We start from the raw sequence: 17,097 nt of genomic DNA on the forward strand, positions 1-17,097 counted from the left end.
CGAGTCTGCCGGTGTCGAGGGGGTCGCCTTGCTCGGCGTCGCGCCCGCCGATGCGGCGGTTGGCTGCGCGGAAGGGGTTGCCGCTGCGGCCTTACCGGACGTTCCACCGGGGTTCGGGCCACCGTCTTTGCCCTGCGCTGCGGGAGCACCTGGTGCACTTGCAGCCCTGCCGGAAGGCTGGCCGGTGTTCTGGCCCTTCGGTGCGGCGGAGTCCGCGCTCCCCGATTCGGCGGATTCCGCAGAGGCTGAGGACGACCCGGTCGCCGCCGACGTGCTTCTTGCCGCAGCGGGCTTGCCCGGAGTCGCGCCTGAGTTCGCAACGCCAGGATTTGCCGGACCTTTGGCGGGGGAACCGGCCGGAGCATTCGCGGCGGTTCCGGTGCTTCCGGCCGCGGCGGAGCTGCCCGGAGTCGAGCCGGAGCCGCCGGGAGTCGAGCCGGAGCTCGGCGCGCTCGGTGCGGCCGGGCTCGGGTTTGCCGAGCCGCCAGCGCGGGAGGCGGCCGCGGTGCTCGCACTGCCGGGGGCGGGGATTGGGCGCGTTGGCGCTGCGGGCGAGGGCTGCTGCGCTGCGGCGGGGTTGCGTTCCGTGGTGGCGTCAGGGCGTGCGTCAGCACCGGCCGGGGTCGCCGGGTCGGCGCTCTCCCGCGCCGGGTTCTTGTCGTCGTTCGGGTCGGACACGCACTACCCCTCGCTCAGGCGGAACAGTTGAACTCGACGGCCAGCTTAACGGGCATGGCCAGACGTAGTCCGACTTCAGACCGCGCATGGCCGCGGCGAATGCGCGGATCTACGGAATGGGCGCGGTCCGGCCAACGGCCGGAGCGAATGCGGAGGTAATCGGTCATCGGTGCACAATGAACCGCATGACCTCGTTCGGTGATCTGCTCGGCCCCCAACCGGTACTCCTCCCCGAAATCTCCGACGCGGAAGAAGCGTTGCTCGACAAGATCGATCCGGTGCGTGTCGCGGCCGACCATCCGGCCGCATCGATCGCCTGGGCCTCGCTGGCCGAGGCCGCGCTGACCAGGGGCGAAGCCCAGGACGAACCGATCAATCACGACATCGTCGCGGCGTACGCGTTCGCCCGCACCGGCTACCACCGCGGCCTCGACCTGTTGCGTCGCAACGGGTGGAAGGGCTTCGGCCCGGTGCCGTGGAGCCACGAGCCCAACCGCGGTTTCCTGCGCAGTGTCGGCGCGCTGGCTCGTGCGGCGAAGGTGATCGGCGAGACCGAGGAGTACGCGCGTTGCTTGGATCTGTTGGAAGATTGCGACCCGCGTGCTGCGGCTGAGCTCGGCCTCGACTGAGCCGTAGTGATAGCAGGATCGCGAAGCGATTCCATGAGGGGTGGCGGTCGGGTGACGGGCGGGCTCGATCTCAATTTCAACTCCCGTGTCGGCGTCGCTCGGGCGAGCAGCATGGATCGGCTGCGTGCCTCCTGGGCGCGCTTGCGCCTGTCCGCATTGCCGATCCTGCAGTGCGCGGTCGGCGCGGCGCTTGCCTGGTTCATCGCACGTGAGCTCGTCGGCCACCCGCAGCCGTTCTTCGCGCCGACCGCCGCCGTGGTGTCGATCGGCATCTCGTTCGGCGCCAGGCTGCGGCGCTCGGTCGAATTGGTGGTCGGTGTCGCGGTCGGCATCGGCATCGGCGATTTGTTCATCACCAGGGTAGGCACCGGCGTGTGGCAGATCGCGCTGGTGGTCGTGGTCGCCATGGCCGCGGCGGTGTTCCTCGACGGCGGGTCGATCATCACCATGCAGGCGGCCGGTTCGGCCGTACTCGTCGCGACGCTGCTGCCGCCCTCGGCGGGTGGCGGCTTCTCCAGGATGATCGACGCGCTGGTCGGCGGACTGGTGGGAGTTGTTGTGGTGGCGTCGATTCCACTGCATCCGGTGCGGCGCGCCCGCGAGCAGGCCGCGGAAATCCTTGCGGTGATGAGCAAGTCGCTCACCGAGTGCGGCGACGGCCTGCTCGAGCAGGACCCCGACAAGCTCCGGTCCGCGCTCACCGCGGTCCGCGCGACGCAACCGCAGCTTGATTCGCTGCGTGCCACGCTGGAGGGTGGCAAGGAGATCAGCCGAATCTCCCCGCTGTACTGGAACTCTCGCGCCCGCCTCGAACGCATCAAGGCCACCGCCGACCCGCTCGACAACGCGGTGCGTAACACCAGGGTGCTGCTGCGCCGCTCGCTCACTCTGGTCCAGGACGACGAGATACTCGATCCCCGCCTGATCGATGAGGTCGAACGGCTCGGCCAGGCAAGCGATGTGGTGCGCCAGATGATGCTCGCCGATCCCGGCGAGCAGCCCGACCAGGCCGAGGCGGCCAGGGTACTGCGCACCGTCGCCAAGGAGGCGCGTCCGGAACTCGTTGAGGGCGCCGGACTTTCGGCGCACGTCGTGTTCGCGCAGGTGCGCTCGATCGTGGTCGACCTGATGCAGGTGTGCGGCGTGAAGCGCATCTCCGCGATCGCGCTGCTGCCGCCGACGGTGCCCAAGCCGTTCGTTACCCCCGAGGACTGATCCGACTACTCAGTGGATTCCGCGGCACTCGTACCGGATTCGGTGGTCGGCCGCCGCTGTGCGGCCGTCCGTGCTGGTCTTTGGAGTAGTCCGCTACTCGTGTCCGAGCGGTCCTGGCGCCATAACTTGAACAGGTGACCGCGATCGAACGAGGGGTGTCGCGGTCGACCACTTCGCACACAAGCGAACTGCCCGACCGGCCATATGGTGTGGTGGCCGGCTGGGTCAGGGCAGATCGCCCGCTGCGAGGAGCGCAGCCGCCCGTTCCGGGGTCCGACCGGGCGGCTGCGCGTTTCGTCAGTTGCCGTTTTCCGCTGTGTTGAGCGGGGACACCCTGGCCTGGCCTGGCCGCAGCGTGAAGCGGCGACGTTCGAAGTCCCAGAGCCGGTAGATCGGCCACTGCACGGTGTGGGTCAACCACGCGCCGACAATGACGGCCCGGTGAAACGGCCGCACCTGGTAGCCCTGTTCGGTGATGGTGCGCAGCCCCGTCAATTGGAAGTGCCACCAATCGCGCGGACCGGTCCGGCGGCGCCGGGCGGAGGTCTCGGCGCGCATGTTCGTCAGCTGATCGATGCGTAGCCCGCGTTTGGTCAGGCACAACGCCAGGTCCAGATCCTCGGCGACGTCCGGCTTCGTGGTGGTCTCCGCCCGCACCGTCCGCCACGCGGAGCGGCGGATGGCCATATTGGGGCCGTGCATGTTGCCGACGGGGCCGCCGAGCTTGCCGCGCCGATCCTGCAGGTACAGGCCGAATTTCAGGAAGAAGCCGATCGGCGAGTCGTGGTAGGTGGTGATGCCGGTGACGGCGGCGGTGTCCGGATGCTCGGTCAGCCGGTGCCTGATGACCGCGCCCCAATCCGGCCCGACCAGGGTGTCGGCGTCGGTCCGCGCGAGGAAATCGCCTCGTGCCCGGTCGAATCCGGCGTTGCGGGCTGCGGGGATGCCGCGTTCGGGTTCCTCGATGAGGATGACCGCCGGGTGGGATGCCGCGTAGTCGCGCACGATTTGGCGGGTGTCGTCCTGGCTGCCGTTGTCGACGACGATGATCTCGTCGATCGTGTCTTGGACGACGAGGCGGTCCAGGGTTCGCACAATGGACTTCGCTTCGTTCAGCGCGGGAATCACAACGGATAGCACCGTCGTTGCTTGTGTGTCGGTCATGGTGCTGCTCCAACGTCTAGCTTTTCGGCAGCGAAAGCACCGGCGGTCGGCCGGTTTTCGCTGCTGCGGGCGCGCGGGTGGGCGCGGGGTTGCGGTTCGGCCGGACGTGGTCATCGACGCTGACGCCCGTCCGAAGACGGCAGTCGGCCACCATCGTGCTGTGTGCCAATTCATCGCACGACGATCGTGGTCGCTACCGATCTTGCATGCGTGAATACCCATTCCCCCCAAAATGATCATAGAGTTCGTGCCTACTCGAGCAAATCGACGCCGACCTCCCCGTCGGCGACAATCACTGGTTCGACTCTAGATGTCTTGGCGCACAGGCAGAATCCCCAATGCTTGGGGGCAATAAATATCAGGGGCACTATGAAGCCCCGCTTCATTTGGTTGAGTACGGGAATCGCGACGGAAAGCACTGTCGCACCGTCGGCGGCATACCTTAAGTCCAGAAGCGCGTCAGATAACTGCCGTAGCGGGACCAATTCGACGGCACCCCGGACACTTCGAACAGCGCGTACACCGCGTTGAAGAAGACCTGATTGATGGCGGGGGTGAACAGCAGCGCGAACAAGATCAGCATGCCGAACGGCTTGAACTGATCGAGCGAGCGCCGCGTCTGGTAGCTGAGCGACGGCTCGAGAATGCCGTAGCCGTCAAGTCCCGGCAGCGGTATCAGGTTCAGCAGGGTCGCGGTGATCTGCAGGAACGCAAGGAAGCTCAGCCCGAACCAGAGCGCGGGATGCGAACTGGCACTGCCGAATATCCGCACGATCACCAATAGCAGCACCGCGCACAGCGCGTTCACCCCCGGGCCCGCGCCGCTGATGATGCGCTGTATGCGTGCCGAGAAGTTGTGCGTGTGCACGTATACCGCGCCGCCGGGCAGGCCGATGCCGCCCAGCGCGATGAACACCATCGGCAGCACGATCGATAACAGCGGATGGCTGTACTTCAACGGATTCAGCGTGAGGTACCCGCGCAATTCGACCTCGTGGTCACCGGCCCGCCACGCCATGAACGCGTGCGCGAATTCGTGCAGGCACAGCGTGATGATCCAGCCGAAGACCACAAGCACGAACACGCCGACCTTGGCGCGGGTGGAGTCGAGCTCGGCGTCCCAGGCCAGCACGCCGCCGACAACGGTGAGGAGGACGACGAGCAGAAAGATCGGGCTCGGCCGGACCGCGCGCGAGCGTCGTTCGTTCGGGAACTGGGCGGTCATCGGACCAACAGCCATGGCTCGTGATGCCGGTAGAAGCTCGACCGAGGCACCGTCCGCTCGCCGCGGATGCCGTCGCGCGTCACCACCGCGCCCGGTGTGCCGAGCTGGGCGGCGCGTCCCTCGACCCAGCGCCGCTTGCGCATGCCGCGCTGCGCGGTGGCCCGCACGCCTGGTTGGTGCAGCATCGGTGAGACAAGCATCGCGGTGATCTTGCCGGAGAACAGTTGCACGTCGTCCACGTAGGCCTCGCCCTCCAGTTTCTCCTCGTCGACCCCGGTGATCTTGGCGCGGCCGACGAGTACCTGGCCGGTGTCGTCCCGGATCAGCGGTACCTGGGTGGCGCGGCCGTCGATGGCGCGCTTGGCGGCGGCATTGCCGGTGCCCGTCTGATAGGCGCGGGAGCCGTATGTCTTGTCGACCGGTACGTAACCGATCTCCACGTGCAGCCGTTCGGTGCGCATCAGGTGGGTCAGCACGGTGGCGAGCGCGGCGTCGTCACCGAGCACGATGAGCCGAGGCAGGCTGTCGGCGGCCAGCACGGGAAGAAGTTCGTCGATCTCGGTGGTATCGGGAATAGCGGCCGTCGAACTGGTCGGCAGCGCCGCGAGGGCGATAGGTACCGGTGCGCCGTCGCAACGGAGAACGTGGGTACTCAAACTGCCGTACACCCTCCTCGGTTCGAGCCGACACCCCGTCGGACCCTTCGCGAATTCCGCCGAACCGAGCCCGGTCCCGACGGCTGCAACCATAGCCCTGCCCGGCTCCGGTCACCTGGTTGTCGAGCCCCGAGGCATGCGCCTGAGGCCAAGCGGCGGCAGCGCGGCGTAACCACGATGGGCTCGCGAACGCCGCTAATCAGCCTACGACGAGATCCGGTCCGATGCCGCCGCCGACGCGTCTACTAGACTGTGCTCCCGGCCACCGCCTCGACACGGCAGTAGCTGCAACACTGGTGTTTACCGCCCCGCCGGCTCCGTCGGCTGCCATCCCCCGGGTGTTGCACGTCGAATCGTAGGAGACACAACCATGCCGGCAATCGTCCTGATCGGCGCCCAGTGGGGCGACGAGGGTAAGGGCAAAGCGACCGATCTGCTCGGTGGTCGGGTGCAATGGGTGGTCCGATACCAGGGTGGCAACAACGCGGGCCACACCGTGGTGCTGCCCAACGGCGACAACTTCGCGCTGCACCTCATCCCCTCCGGCATCCTCACCCCCGGCGTGACGAACGTCATCGGCAATGGTGTCGTCGTCGACCCCGGTGTGCTGCTCGATGAGCTGGCCGGGCTCGAGGAGCGCGGTGTCGATACCTCGGGCCTGCTGCTCTCCGCCGACGCGCACCTGATCATGCCGTACCACGTGGCCATCGATAAGGTCACCGAACGCTTCCTCGGCAACAACAAGATCGGTACCACCGGTCGCGGCATCGGCCCCTGCTACCAGGACAAGGTCGCCCGCGTCGGGGTGCGCGTCGCCGACGTGCTCGACGAGAAGATCCTCACCCAGAAGGTCGAGGCCGCCCTGGAGTTCAAGAACCAGGTGCTTGTGAAGATCTACAACCGCCGCGCGCTCGACCCGCAGCAGGTGGTCGACGAGGTGCTGGAGAAGGCGGAGGGCTTCAAGCACCGCATCGCCGACACCAGGCTCAAGCTGAACGTCGCGCTGGAAAACGGCGAGACCGTGCTGCTCGAGGGTTCGCAGGGCACGCTGCTCGACGTCGACCACGGCACCTACCCGTACGTGACATCGTCCAACCCGACCTCGGGTGGCGCGGCGGTCGGCGCGGGCGTCGGGCCGAACAAGATCAATGCGGTGCTCGGCATCCTGAAGTGCTACACCACCCGCGTCGGCTCCGGTCCGTTCCCGACCGAGCTGTTCGACGAATTCGGCACCTACCTGGCCAAGACCGGCGGTGAGGTCGGCGTCACCACCGGCCGGGCCCGGCGCTGCGGCTGGTTCGACGCGGTCATCGCCCGCTACGCGACCCGCGTCAACGGCATCACCGACTACTTCCTCACCAAGCTCGACGTGCTGTCCAGCCTGGAGACGGTGCCGATCTGCGTCGCCTACGACGTAGACGGCGAGCGGGTCGAGCAGATGCCGACCACGCAGACCGGTTTCCATCACGCGAAGCCGATCTACGAGGAGATGCCGGGCTGGTGGGAGGACATTTCCGGGGCCCGAACCTTCGAGGAGCTGCCCGCGAACGCGCAGGCGTACGTGCTGCGGCTGGAGGAGCTGTCCGGGGCCAGGATCTCCTGCATCGGCGTCGGGCCGGGTCGCGATCAGACCATCGTCCGGCACGACGTTCTCGGCTAGCGACAGGGTTCCGTCGAGCGTCACGCACTGTTGGTAGACATCCTGCCTGGGCTGCCGTATTGGATTGGCAGCCTAGGTAAGTGCGCGGTGCCCAGGGGGCTGAAGGTATACGCGGATACCTTCGTTCCATGATCGGATAGAACTAGAGTAAGTGTCATGGCTCGGAACTGGCCGATGGTCGAGCGCGTGACCGAGTTCGAGGCGATTCGCGCGGCCCTCACCGGCAAAGAACACGTCGGCGCGGTCCTCACCGGCGATGCCGGTGTCGGCAAGACAACACTGGCCAGACAGGCGACGGCGGCCGTCGGCGGCAATATCCGCTGGGTAGCGGGCACGGAATCGGCGCGCAGCATCCCGCTCGGGGTCTTCGCGCACATGGTCGGCGTTTATACGGCGCACGATCCGGTGACGTTCATGTCCGCGGCGCGCGAGGCGCTGCTCGCCGACGGGCACACCATCATCGGCGTCGACGACGCGCACCTGCTCGACCAGCTGTCCGCGACGCTGCTGCTGCAGCTTGCCATCGACAAGGCCGCGCACATCGTGGCCACCGTGCGCAGCGGGGTGCCGGTGCCCGACGCGGTGACCTCGCTGTGGAAAGACGGCCACCTGCTGCGCATCGACCTGAACCCGTTCAGCCAGCGGCAGAGCGTCGACCTGGTGGAGTCGATGCTCGGCGGGCAGCTCGAGGGGTTCACCGCCAATCTGATGTGGGAGTCCTCCGGCGGAAACGCGCTGTTCCTAAGGCATTTGGTGGAGGGCGCGCTGGAGGCTGGCTCGCTGCGTCAGGTGAACGGCGTGTGGCAGCTGCGCGGGCGCGCGGCAGTGACCTCGGAACTTGCCGCGCTGCTGGAGGATCGGGTCGAGCAGCTGCCCGAGGAGGTGCTGCACGTACTCGAGCTGCTTACCTTCTGCGAGCCGATCGACCTCGACGTGCTTTCCGAACTGGCGGGCGAGGAAGCGGTGGAGTCCGCCGAAACCCGTGGCGTCATCCGGGTTGTCGAGAGTGCGCATCAGCTGAGCGTGCGCTACAACCATCCGCTGTTCGGCGAGGTGATCCGGCGCAGGCTCGGCATCGCCTCGGCCCGCCGGTTACGCGGTCGGCTGTACTCGTCGCTGAAGGAACGGCCGATCAACTCCGCCGCCGACCGGATCCGGCTGGCCGAATTGGCTTTGGACAGTGACAAATCCGCCGATCTCGAGCTGTTCGAGGCGGCCGCCGCCGATGCCATCGGACTGGCGAATCTGCCGCTCGGCGAACGCTTCGCCAGGGCCGCGGTGGAACGCCGCGGCGGCGTGGAATCCGCCGACCTGCTCGCGCGGGCGCTGCTGTGGCAGGGCCATCGCATCGAGGCCGAGCGCACACTGGCCAGCTTCGATCCCGATCAGCTCACCGAGGTGCAGCTGGCCCGCTGGGGCAGTACCAGGGTGGCGAATCTGTTGTGGGCCATGGGCGACGCCGATCAGGCCGACGAGGTGCTGAAGCTGGTCAGGAGCAAGGTCAAGCATCCGAAGATCGCGGCCATCCTGGACGGGCTCGCCTCCGCGTGCGCGGTCAACGAGAACCGGATCGACACCGCGATCACCGAGGCCGAGCAGGCGATGGGGGTGAAAGGCGCACCGCCGTGGGCGATTTGGTGGGCGTCGTTCGGCGGCGGGCTCGCGCTGGCGCTGATGGGCAAGGGTGAGGCCGCGCGGCAGTACGCGGAGCGCGGGCACGAGGTGGAGAGTGAGATCGACGGGCTCAATCGATTCATGTCGACCCACGCCGAGGTGCTCGCACTGACCTTGACCGGCGACCTCGAATCCGCGAGACGTTGTGCCGGAGCCTATTTCGGCTATTCGGCGCCCGGTCAGTATCTGGCGTGGGGCATGTCGAAGATCCTGCAGGGCACCGTCGACGTGGCGCAGGGACACTTCCCGGACGGTATCGAGAACCTGGAGCAGGCCTTGGCCGCGCTCGCCGCCGAGGGTGCCGCCGCCTGGATGTTCCCCGCGAGAATCCGTCTGGCCGAGGCATATGCGGCGCTGGGGCGGGCCACCGAAGCCGCCGAGGCTATCGGGGAGGCGACCGCGCGCGGCGGCAGGCACAGTGCCGTCTACGAGCCGCAGCTCGAGATCGCCCGCGCCTGGCACGCCGCCGCGGAGGGCACCGTCACCCCGGCCATCCGTCTCGCGATGAGCGCCGCGGACGCGGCCGCCCGCTCGAACCAGCACGCGATCGAGGCCATGGCGCTGCACGCCGCCGCCCGATTCGGCGACCATTCCGCGGCGGGCCGGCTCGCCGACCTCGCGGCCAGAGTGGACGGCAAGCTGGTGCAAGCCCAGGCCAAGCACGCCGTCGCGCTCGCCGCCCATGACGGACCAGGACTCGACGCCGCCGCAGTCGAATTCGAGCAGATCGGTGCGTTGCTGTCCGCGGCGGACGCGGCCGCCCAGGCGGCTTCCGCGCATGAGCGCGCGGGTGATCGCCGCCGCCTGCTCGAGTCCGCCGCCGCGGCCAACCGCCTGGCCGCGGCCTGCGGCGGTGCCAGCACGCCCGCCCTCCGGCAGGCCGCCCAACCGCTGCCGTTGACCGCCCGCGAACGCGAGATCGCCAATCTCGTCGCGGCGGGGCTGTCCAACCGGCAGATCGCCGATCGGCTCACCGTTTCGGTCCGCACCGTCGAGGGGCACCTCTACCGCGCCTGCATCAAGATGGACGTCACCGATCGCGAGTCCCTCGGCGCGCTGATGCGCGGCGAATCCTCCGCCTGAACTCGGCGCCGCACGTATTTCGATGTCCCGCACCGAGAATGCGATTCCAGGTGCGGGACATCGAGCAGGCGTTCGTTATTGGGCTCGTAGTTGGGGCCAGAGGGTGTCCCATGGGACGGTTCGGTCGACCAAAAGGGTTGCCAGATCAGGGATTACGGGCTGGGAGCTGGTGAACGCGGCGGTCAGCTCCGGGGTCGGGGTGCCGAGATACAGGATGGCGGTGGCGGATTCGGGTGGGGCGCCGAAGTAGTAGTAGGCGCGGTGCGCGCTATAGGCCCGCGGCAGGCCGGTCTTATCGCGGTGCAGGTCGACCGCGGCGGCGAACGGATAGCTTTCGGCGACAATGGCCGTCCGGGCTCGCTGGTCGGCGGGTAGTCCGTTGTAGGCGGCGGTGAAGGCCTCCGAGAGGTCGCCGATCGTGGTGTCGGACTGGGTGAAAGCCTTCGCGGTCAGCAGGAGGGTGGTGTCCGGGAGACGTTCCGCCCAGGAGCGCGGATATACCGGAACAGCCGCCGCGCCCAGCGCGAGGCCGAGCACGAGCGCAACCGCGACCAGCACGCGAACGACAACGTGCTTGGCCAGCGACGCCACCACCACCGCGCCCGCGGCGATCGGCAGCGCGTACAGGCCGCACGCATAGTAGGCGCGACCCGAAGTCGCCAGGTAGGCAAGGAAAACCAGGATGAGCGCGGCACCGGCGAATCGATACGTTCGGAATCTCGCGCTGATCAACAGCGCGGGCAGACCGATCACCAGCAGTGGCAATCCGACCGCCAGGCCCGCCCCGGAACCGCTGTCCCACAGGAACCGGCCAACCCCGGGAAACTCCGCGGCGACGACCTCGGACATGTGCATGTACGGCCACTGATTATGTTGCTGCCAAACAAGATTCGGAATCGTAGCCAGCGCGGCAACCGCGCCACCGAGCCACAACGCGGGTCGCCCGACCAGTCGCCGAGGCCCGAACACCAACGCGCACAGCACGAGTGCCACCCACAGTGCGGGCACCAGGAACTTCGTCTGCAACGAAAACACCGTCACCAGGCCCGCGAACAGCAACAGCCGATCATCGGGCCGTTGCGCCGCGTTCAAGCGCGCCCAGCGGACGACCAGCCAGACGATCGCCGTCCACCACATCGGATCCAGCGAATACGTTGCGAGCCAATGGCACAGGATCACCGCGGCGGACAGCGCGTACCCGATCGCCGCCAGCACCTGTGCGCCGCGGCCGCCACCAAGCTCCCGCGCGATCAGCGCGGTGAGGATTGTCCCGGCGATGGCCGCGAGCGTCGCGGGCAGCCGCAACACGATCAGCGAGCCGGGCGCGAGGTGATTCATCGCCGCCGCCAGGGCGGGCACCAGCGCGGGCTGATCAAAATACCCCCACGCCAGGTGATCTCGGCCGGCCACCACGAAATAGGCCTCGTCGAAGAAGTATCCGTAGTTCCGGCTTGCGATCAACAAGGCCAGCCCGACCACGCCCGCCACCGCGAGCACCGGTCCCCACGCCATCCTGGGCAGCGGCGATTCGGGTGCCACGGCAACCCGATCCGCTCGAGCCGACGAACGAGCCGCTGCAGTGGCCATGTGTCCACCCTCCGTTATTGCTTACCGATGTCGACCGCGAGCGCGTGCAGACCGATTCTGCAACCGGCCCCCACCTCGCCGAATCCGCCGCAGGTATCGCCAGGAGTCCCGCCAAAGGACTACATCCGCACGCCGCAGGGACCACATTCGTGCGCAGGCGTGTGCCACTCGTCGAAAGCGTGGGATGGCTGAATCCGGTTCCGGCTGAGGTGGTTAGGGGCGATGGTCGGGCACGCCATGGTGCTCTACTGCACGAATAGTCACCTTTCAGCTAATGAAGCACTAGGTGGCGGCGATCGAAAGTATTTGCTGCAATTCGGACATTTCGTTGCCATTTACCGGCGTTCTCGAGGAATGTGAAGTCGCCGACTCAACTTGACAGCATCCGATCAGCTACGGATAGGGTGCGAGCGCGCAGTACGCGGGGACGTGCTGGCTGACCCAACCTGATGGTGGTGCTTCGACGTGGCTCGTCGGTATCGAGAACTGAACAATCCGACGACCCGACGCGGCATGCGCCCGATCGTCGGCGCCCTCCCGCTGGCCATCGCGGTCGCCTGCGCGGGTGTGGCGGTCGCCGATCCCACCCCGACCCAGCCTGGCGTGACCACCCCGAGCGCCCCCACCGCCCCGGCCACGCCCGAGCGGCCGCCGAGCCAGCCCGGCGTCACTACGCCGAACCAGCAGGGTGTCACCGGCCCGAAGCCAGCCCCGGCCGACCCCGCCGACTCGCAAAGCCTCAACTACGCGCGCCCGGTCCCCACCCCGGAACCGGCCCCGCCGATCCAGCCCCAGCAACTGCACACGCCGCAGCCGGTCGAACCCGTCGCTCCGATCGCCCCGCCCCCGCGCACCCTCCGCATCGGTGACCTCAGCACCCCGGTCCCGAACGAGGTCCCCAACGACCTGCTCGACGGCGTCAACGGCCGCGCCGCCGACGTCGAGGCCGCCATCTCGACCGGCGGCCGCTCCATCGGCATCAACCCGACCCGCTCCGACAAGATCGCCGCCGCCACCGCCGCGGGCGCGGTCGGTGGCGCAGTCGCTGGCGCCGCCCTCGCAGGCATCCCCGCCGCCGTGGTCGGCGGAGTCGCCGGCGCCGCCATCGGCGCGGGCGTAGGTGCGGGCATCGGCTTCGGCGTCGGCGTAGCGGGAACCGCCGCCGGCGGCGCGATCGCGGCAGCCGCCGCAGGCGTGCCGACCGCTGGTGCCGGTGCCCTCCCCGCCATCGGCGCCGCCTTCGTCGCCGCCTGGCCGATCGCCGCGGCAAGCACCGGCGCGGGCGCTGCGATCGGCGCGGGTGTCGGCGCCGTAGCCGGAGCCGCGATCCTCGGCATCCCCGCCGCAGCCATCGGCGGCGTCGCTGGCGGCATCCTCGGCGGCAGCGCGGGCGCGGGTTTCGGCGCTACTGCTTAACGGTGCGCCTGCCCTCCACTAGTTGTACTGGTCGGGGACGTTGATCAATCGTGAGAACGGGGGCTGGTTGCCGCAAGCGGTGTGCGGCCGGTGCTGGTTGTACTGGTGCAGCCACGGTGGCAGAACGTCTCGGCGTTGTTGCTCGCTGGTGTAGCAGCGGGCGTAGGCCCAGCCATCGGCCATGGTGCGGTGGAAGCGCTCGACCTTGCCGTTGGTCTGCGGACGGTAAGGGCGCGTGAACTTCGGCGTAATCGAGAGGGCGTCGCACCTGTCGCGCCACAAGTAGGACCGGTAGGCGCCTCCATTGTCCGAGAGCACCCTCTCGATGGTGACGCCGCGCTCGGCGAACCACTCCACCGCGCGATGCAGCACGCCGACTGTGGTCACACCCGTCTCGTCATCGTGGACCTCGGTGTAGGCGACGCGAGAGTGGTCGTCGATGACGGTGTGCACAAACGCGTATCCGAGCTTCGGGCCGCCGTAGGCGTTGCGTGACGACTTTCATTCGGTGGCGCGGGGTGAGGACGGCGTTCGGATGTGACATTTCTGAGCTCCTGGACAGGCCGAAGGGTCGACCATCGTGTGTGGCCGGCCCTTCGACAACTAGAAGTGTGGGTAGGGGTCGTGCAGCTCAGTCCACCGGGGAGACCCGGATGAGGTTGCCGTCGGGGTCCGCGATCACGAACGTGCGGCCGAAGACAGCGTCGTGCGGTTCCTCCACGACATGGACTCCCTTCGAGGCCCAACTCGTGAAGATCTCGTCAACTGCGGATGGTGGTCCCGGCACCATCAGTCCAACCTCGCTCGTGCGAGAGGTGCTCGGGACCGCATGCTCGCTGTAGCCCGTCCACAGCGCGAACAGGACACCGGGGGCAACCTCAAAAGCAACGTAGTGGGGACTGATGAAGGTCGGTTCGATCTCGAACAGGTCGCTGTAAAAGGCGGTAGCGGCCTGGGTATCGCGGACGCCGATCAGGAACAGGTTCGGTGCGGGCATAGAGCGCTCCTCAACTAGATGATTTCTCGGTACCGCTCCATCTGATCGCCTCATCGCGACAGAACCTGTCACCTTTTCTGTGAACATTGGTCAGCATGAAGGCTTCAAGGCTGTTGCACCTCTTGCTGCTTCTGCAGACCCGTCAGCGCATCACAACCACCGAGCTCGCCGAGCGTCTGGAAGTGTCTCGGCGGACTGTGCTGCGGGATGTCGAGGCGCTCTCGACAGCAGGTGTGCCTGTCTATGCCGAACGCGGGCGCAACGGCGGGATCGTCTTGCTCCCCAGTGCACGGCTCAACGCATCCCATCTGGAACCACCAGAGCTGGAGGCCCTCTCCGTAGCCGGTTTGGACAGCGCGCAACTCGAGCGTATGGGCCTGTCTGCGGTGTGGGAGTCGGCCGCGCGCAAGATCGCCGCCCGCCAGGCTGCAGCACCTGAGTCGCCGAGCCTGCCGCGACTGGCGGACCTGGTGCTGGTGGACAGCACCGCGTGGTTTGCTGGCTCAGAGGCAGCGGTCGACGTATCGGATCTGGCCTCGGCCCTGCGACACCGACGGCGGCTGCGAATCCAATACCGGCGCAGCGCCGAGAATCAGGCCTCGACGCGGGTGGTCGACCCGTACGGGATCGTGGCGAAATCAGGCCGCTGGTATCTCATCGCCGACGATCAGGGGGACGGTCGGCTGTTCGCTCTGGAACGACTCTCGGCCTACGAACAACTCGACGCACCAGCTGCTCTCCGACCAGACGAAACCCTCCGCACCAGATGGGCCGCGTTGAAGGAACGCACCGAGAGGCCAGGTCGCGTGAGCGTAACCGTCCGCCTGCCAGAAAAAGGCCTCGACCTGGCACGCCGTATCCTCGGCAACCGCATCCACGATGTCTCCGACGCGGAAAACGGCTGGTGCACCGTCGTCGTCCGCTACCCCGACATCGAGTCTGTGCGTCAGCTCCTCCAGTTCGGCGACCACATCGAGATACTCACCCCAGAGACAGCCCGCGAACGGATCAGTCAGCTCGCCACAGTCCTGGCTGAAAGACACTCACCCCCAGCCTCGTGACTGCCGACCGGAACGCCCTGCTCTCAATCAACGTCTCCGGTCAGTACAGCTAGTCGGTGATTTCCGTGCGGGTGTCGGCGCGGTGGCCGGTGCCGCAGCCCTCGGCATCCCTGCCACGGTTGTCGGCGGCGTCGCTGGTGGCGTCCTCGGCGGTAGCGCGAGCGCGGGTTTCGGTGCTACCGGTTGACGGCCGATCGACCTTTGCCTGCGTTTGTCGCGACAGGGCGGCCTCCGCCGCGAGTGGCCAATTGCCACGCTGGTCTTCGTGTAACGGATGCGTTCTTGGTCCGGGGGTTCGTCGGATGGGTTCCCGACTTTGTCTGCCGCGGCCTGAGCGGTGGTGGGTGTGGCGGGAGGGATTGTGTCGCTTGCTAGTTGGTGTTTTCCGCTGTGCCGGTGAGGAATTCGCCTGCGGCGGGGGCTAGTAGGGTGATGTTGGGGTTGTGGTTTAGGTTGGGGATTTCCTGGAGTTCGGCGTCGGGGAGGACGGCGGCGATTGCCTGGGCACCCTTGCGGAGCAAGGTGTCGCTCTTGGCGCCCGCGATGACCAGGGTTTGGGCCTTGACGGTGGTCCAGTCCTCGGCGCGTAGGGGGTCGCCGCGCATGAAGTCGCGCATGACGACCCAGTCGTGCGGGGTCGAGTTCGCGGTGGCGAGGAGGTTCTTCCAGAACGGGGTGAAGCGCATGACGGAGACCATCGCGCGGGGTATGCCCATCGCCTTGGTCAGGTAGAAGCGGACGGTGTCGGCGCGGCGGTCGGCGGCGACCAGGTCGCGCAGCGTCGTCTCCAGGTCGGCGGCCGGGACGAAGCCTTCGTGGTCAACGACGAACGGTGGCTCGAAGGCGACCACCTTGGTGATCCCGGGGATGCGCCCGGAACCGGCGGCCCGCAGCGCGAGCGCAGCGCCGGACGACCAGCCGAACAGCATCGCCGATCCGCCAACCGCCTCGACCAGGGCGGCGATGTCGTCGATCTCGCGCGCGATGTCGTAGTCCCCGGCGGAGTCCGTGCTGTCGCCGCGGCCGCGCCGGTCGTAGTTGAGCACGGTGAGACCGTATTGCTCGTTGAGCGTCTCGGCCAGCGCGACCATCTTGGGGAACTTCCGGTAGCTGAACGCGCCACCGATGAGGATCACGGTTCCGGCATGGCCGTCGTGGCGGTCGTACGCGATCAGGGTTCCATCGGCGGAGGTCACGGTCTCCACAGCGGTCTCACTTTCGAAGAGGGTGCCAACGCTTCATCGGTGCCTTCGCCTATTCAGACGGTGCCGGGTCCGCAGATTCATCGACGGCGGTAACCATCAATCAGAACCCACGAAGTCTGTGATGATGCTCACTATGCCGCTCTCGCGTCTGGTAAGCCCGTGAACGTTATTTACGGAAAACCGTTAAGGAGCAGCGCTCCGACGGGACCCGAGTCGGAGCACGGGATCAGAACAGGGTCGGTTCGCCGAATCCCGGTGTGCGTTCGATCTCTAGGAGATTCTGCTTGGTGGTGACGCCGCCGGGAGCGGAGAAACCGGTCAGCGCGTTGTCCGCGGCGAGCACCCGGTGGCACGGGATGATGAGGGGAATCGGGTTGCGGCCCAAGGCTTGTCCGACCGCCTGGGCGGCGCCGGGGGCGCCGATCCGATCGGCCACCTGACCGTAGGTGAGGGTGTGGCCGGGATCGATGGCGCGGGTCACCTCGAAGACCGCGCGGTGGAATTCCGGAATCGCGCTGGTGTCCAGCGGAATCCAGCGCAGGTCGTCGAGTGCACCGGCCAGGTGCGCGCGGATGCCGGTGATGGCCTCGGCGATCACGCCGGTGGGCGCCTCATCGCGGACCTCGTCGTCCGGCAGGCCGGTGCGGCGGCGCGTGATGCGCGCTCGGGTCGCGGCCGGGCTTGCCTCGGGGAGCTGGAACCGGATCACGGCCGTACCGCTCCACGCGATCGCGCAGATGCCGATCGCGGTGTCGAAGAGTGTTGCCTCGGCGGACAGGCAACTGGCGTCACTCATGCTGTCAGTGTGCACGGAAGGTCTGACAAGTTTCGAATAACCAGTCCAGTT

General features: G+C 67.6%; 14 protein-coding genes and 1 pseudogene. 7 read left to right on the plus strand and 8 right to left on the minus strand.

The annotated features are described in order from the left end of the window. Window positions 1-184: 184 nt before the first annotated feature. The 3 genes from OG203_RS27590 to OG203_RS27600 all read left to right on the plus strand — a co-directional run bounded on the left by OG203_RS27590 (window position 185) and on the right by OG203_RS27600 (window position 2,522). Complete coding sequence (locus tag OG203_RS27590) at window positions 185-709, plus strand: hypothetical protein (protein WP_405160168.1); 525 nt, start codon at window positions 185-187, stop codon at window positions 707-709. A gap of 145 nt (window positions 710-854) precedes the next feature. Next, the gene (locus OG203_RS27595; RefSeq protein ID WP_405160169.1) at window positions 855-1,307 is read left to right on the plus strand and encodes a DUF3151 domain-containing protein; all 453 of its coding nucleotides are present in this window, start codon (window positions 855-857) and stop codon (window positions 1,305-1,307) included. A 111-nt stretch (window positions 1,308-1,418) separates the two neighbouring features. Then, window positions 1,419-2,522, plus strand: a complete 1,104-nt coding sequence (locus tag OG203_RS27600; protein ID WP_405168025.1) for an FUSC family protein — start codon at window positions 1,419-1,421, stop codon at window positions 2,520-2,522. A 297-nt stretch (window positions 2,523-2,819) separates the two neighbouring features. On the opposite strand, the gene OG203_RS27605 is transcribed toward OG203_RS27600, so the two are convergent. The 3 genes from OG203_RS27605 to OG203_RS27615 form a co-directional block, all read right to left on the minus strand. Next, a complete protein-coding gene (locus OG203_RS27605; RefSeq protein WP_405160170.1) occupies window positions 2,820-3,686 on the minus strand; it encodes a glycosyltransferase in 867 nt (288 codons plus the stop codon). Window positions 3,687-4,128: 442 nt separating this feature from the next. Further along, window positions 4,129-4,911 carry a site-2 protease family protein gene (locus tag OG203_RS27610; protein ID WP_405160171.1) on the minus strand — a complete coding sequence of 261 codons (783 nt, stop codon included), beginning with the start codon at window positions 4,909-4,911 and terminating at the stop codon, window positions 4,129-4,131. Next, complete coding sequence (locus OG203_RS27615; RefSeq protein ID WP_405160172.1) at window positions 4,908-5,567, minus strand: hypothetical protein; 660 nt, start codon at window positions 5,565-5,567, stop codon at window positions 4,908-4,910. Before OG203_RS27615 ends, OG203_RS27610 begins: the two co-directional genes overlap by 4 nt. 370 nt (window positions 5,568-5,937) lie before the next feature. Here OG203_RS27615 and OG203_RS27620 point away from each other — a divergent pair, with 370 nt between their 5' ends. Continuing rightward, a complete protein-coding gene (locus tag OG203_RS27620) occupies window positions 5,938-7,227 on the plus strand; it encodes an adenylosuccinate synthase (RefSeq protein ID WP_405160173.1) in 1,290 nt (429 codons plus the stop codon). A 156-nt stretch (window positions 7,228-7,383) separates the two neighbouring features. Next, the gene (locus tag OG203_RS27625; RefSeq protein WP_405160174.1) at window positions 7,384-9,984 is read left to right on the plus strand and encodes a LuxR C-terminal-related transcriptional regulator; all 2,601 of its coding nucleotides are present in this window, start codon (window positions 7,384-7,386) and stop codon (window positions 9,982-9,984) included. A 75-nt stretch (window positions 9,985-10,059) separates the two neighbouring features. Here OG203_RS27625 and OG203_RS27630 read toward each other — a convergent pair whose 3' ends face one another. Next, window positions 10,060-11,571 (minus strand): glycosyltransferase family 39 protein, encoded by a 1,512-nt coding sequence (locus OG203_RS27630; protein WP_405160175.1) that lies wholly within the window; start codon window positions 11,569-11,571, stop codon window positions 10,060-10,062. Between the two features lie 465 nt (window positions 11,572-12,036). Here OG203_RS27630 and OG203_RS27635 point away from each other — a divergent pair, with 465 nt between their 5' ends. Continuing rightward, window positions 12,037-12,987, plus strand: coding sequence for a hypothetical protein (locus tag OG203_RS27635; RefSeq protein WP_405160176.1), 951 nt, complete (start codon window positions 12,037-12,039; stop codon window positions 12,985-12,987). Window positions 12,988-13,005: 18 nt separating this feature from the next. Here the strand turns inward: OG203_RS27635 and OG203_RS27640 are convergent. Further along, window positions 13,006-13,479 (minus strand): annotated as a pseudogene (locus tag OG203_RS27640) (integrase core domain-containing protein); the annotation flags it as partial. Window positions 13,480-13,618: 139 nt separating this feature from the next. Then, window positions 13,619-13,984: a VOC family protein gene (locus OG203_RS27645; RefSeq protein WP_405160177.1), complete on the minus strand. Its 366-nt coding sequence runs from the start codon at window positions 13,982-13,984 to the stop codon at window positions 13,619-13,621. Between the two features lie 95 nt (window positions 13,985-14,079). Here OG203_RS27645 and OG203_RS27650 point away from each other — a divergent pair, with 95 nt between their 5' ends. Continuing rightward, entirely contained in the window at window positions 14,080-15,045 is a 966-nt protein-coding gene (locus OG203_RS27650; protein WP_405160178.1) for a helix-turn-helix transcriptional regulator, read from the plus strand. A gap of 371 nt (window positions 15,046-15,416) precedes the next feature. Here the strand turns inward: OG203_RS27650 and OG203_RS27655 are convergent, their stop codons facing one another. Both OG203_RS27655 and OG203_RS27660 read right to left on the minus strand, forming a co-directional pair. Further along, window positions 15,417-16,241: an alpha/beta fold hydrolase gene (locus OG203_RS27655; protein WP_405160179.1), complete on the minus strand. Its 825-nt coding sequence runs from the start codon at window positions 16,239-16,241 to the stop codon at window positions 15,417-15,419. A 235-nt stretch (window positions 16,242-16,476) separates the two neighbouring features. Then, window positions 16,477-17,046: a methylated-DNA--[protein]-cysteine S-methyltransferase gene (locus tag OG203_RS27660; protein WP_405160180.1), complete on the minus strand. Its 570-nt coding sequence runs from the start codon at window positions 17,044-17,046 to the stop codon at window positions 16,477-16,479. Between the last annotated feature and the right edge of the window lie 51 nt (window positions 17,047-17,097).

It is taken from the genome of Nocardia sp. NBC_01499 (assembly GCF_045040275.1).
GTDB lineage: Bacteria > Actinomycetota > Actinomycetes > Mycobacteriales > Mycobacteriaceae > Nocardia.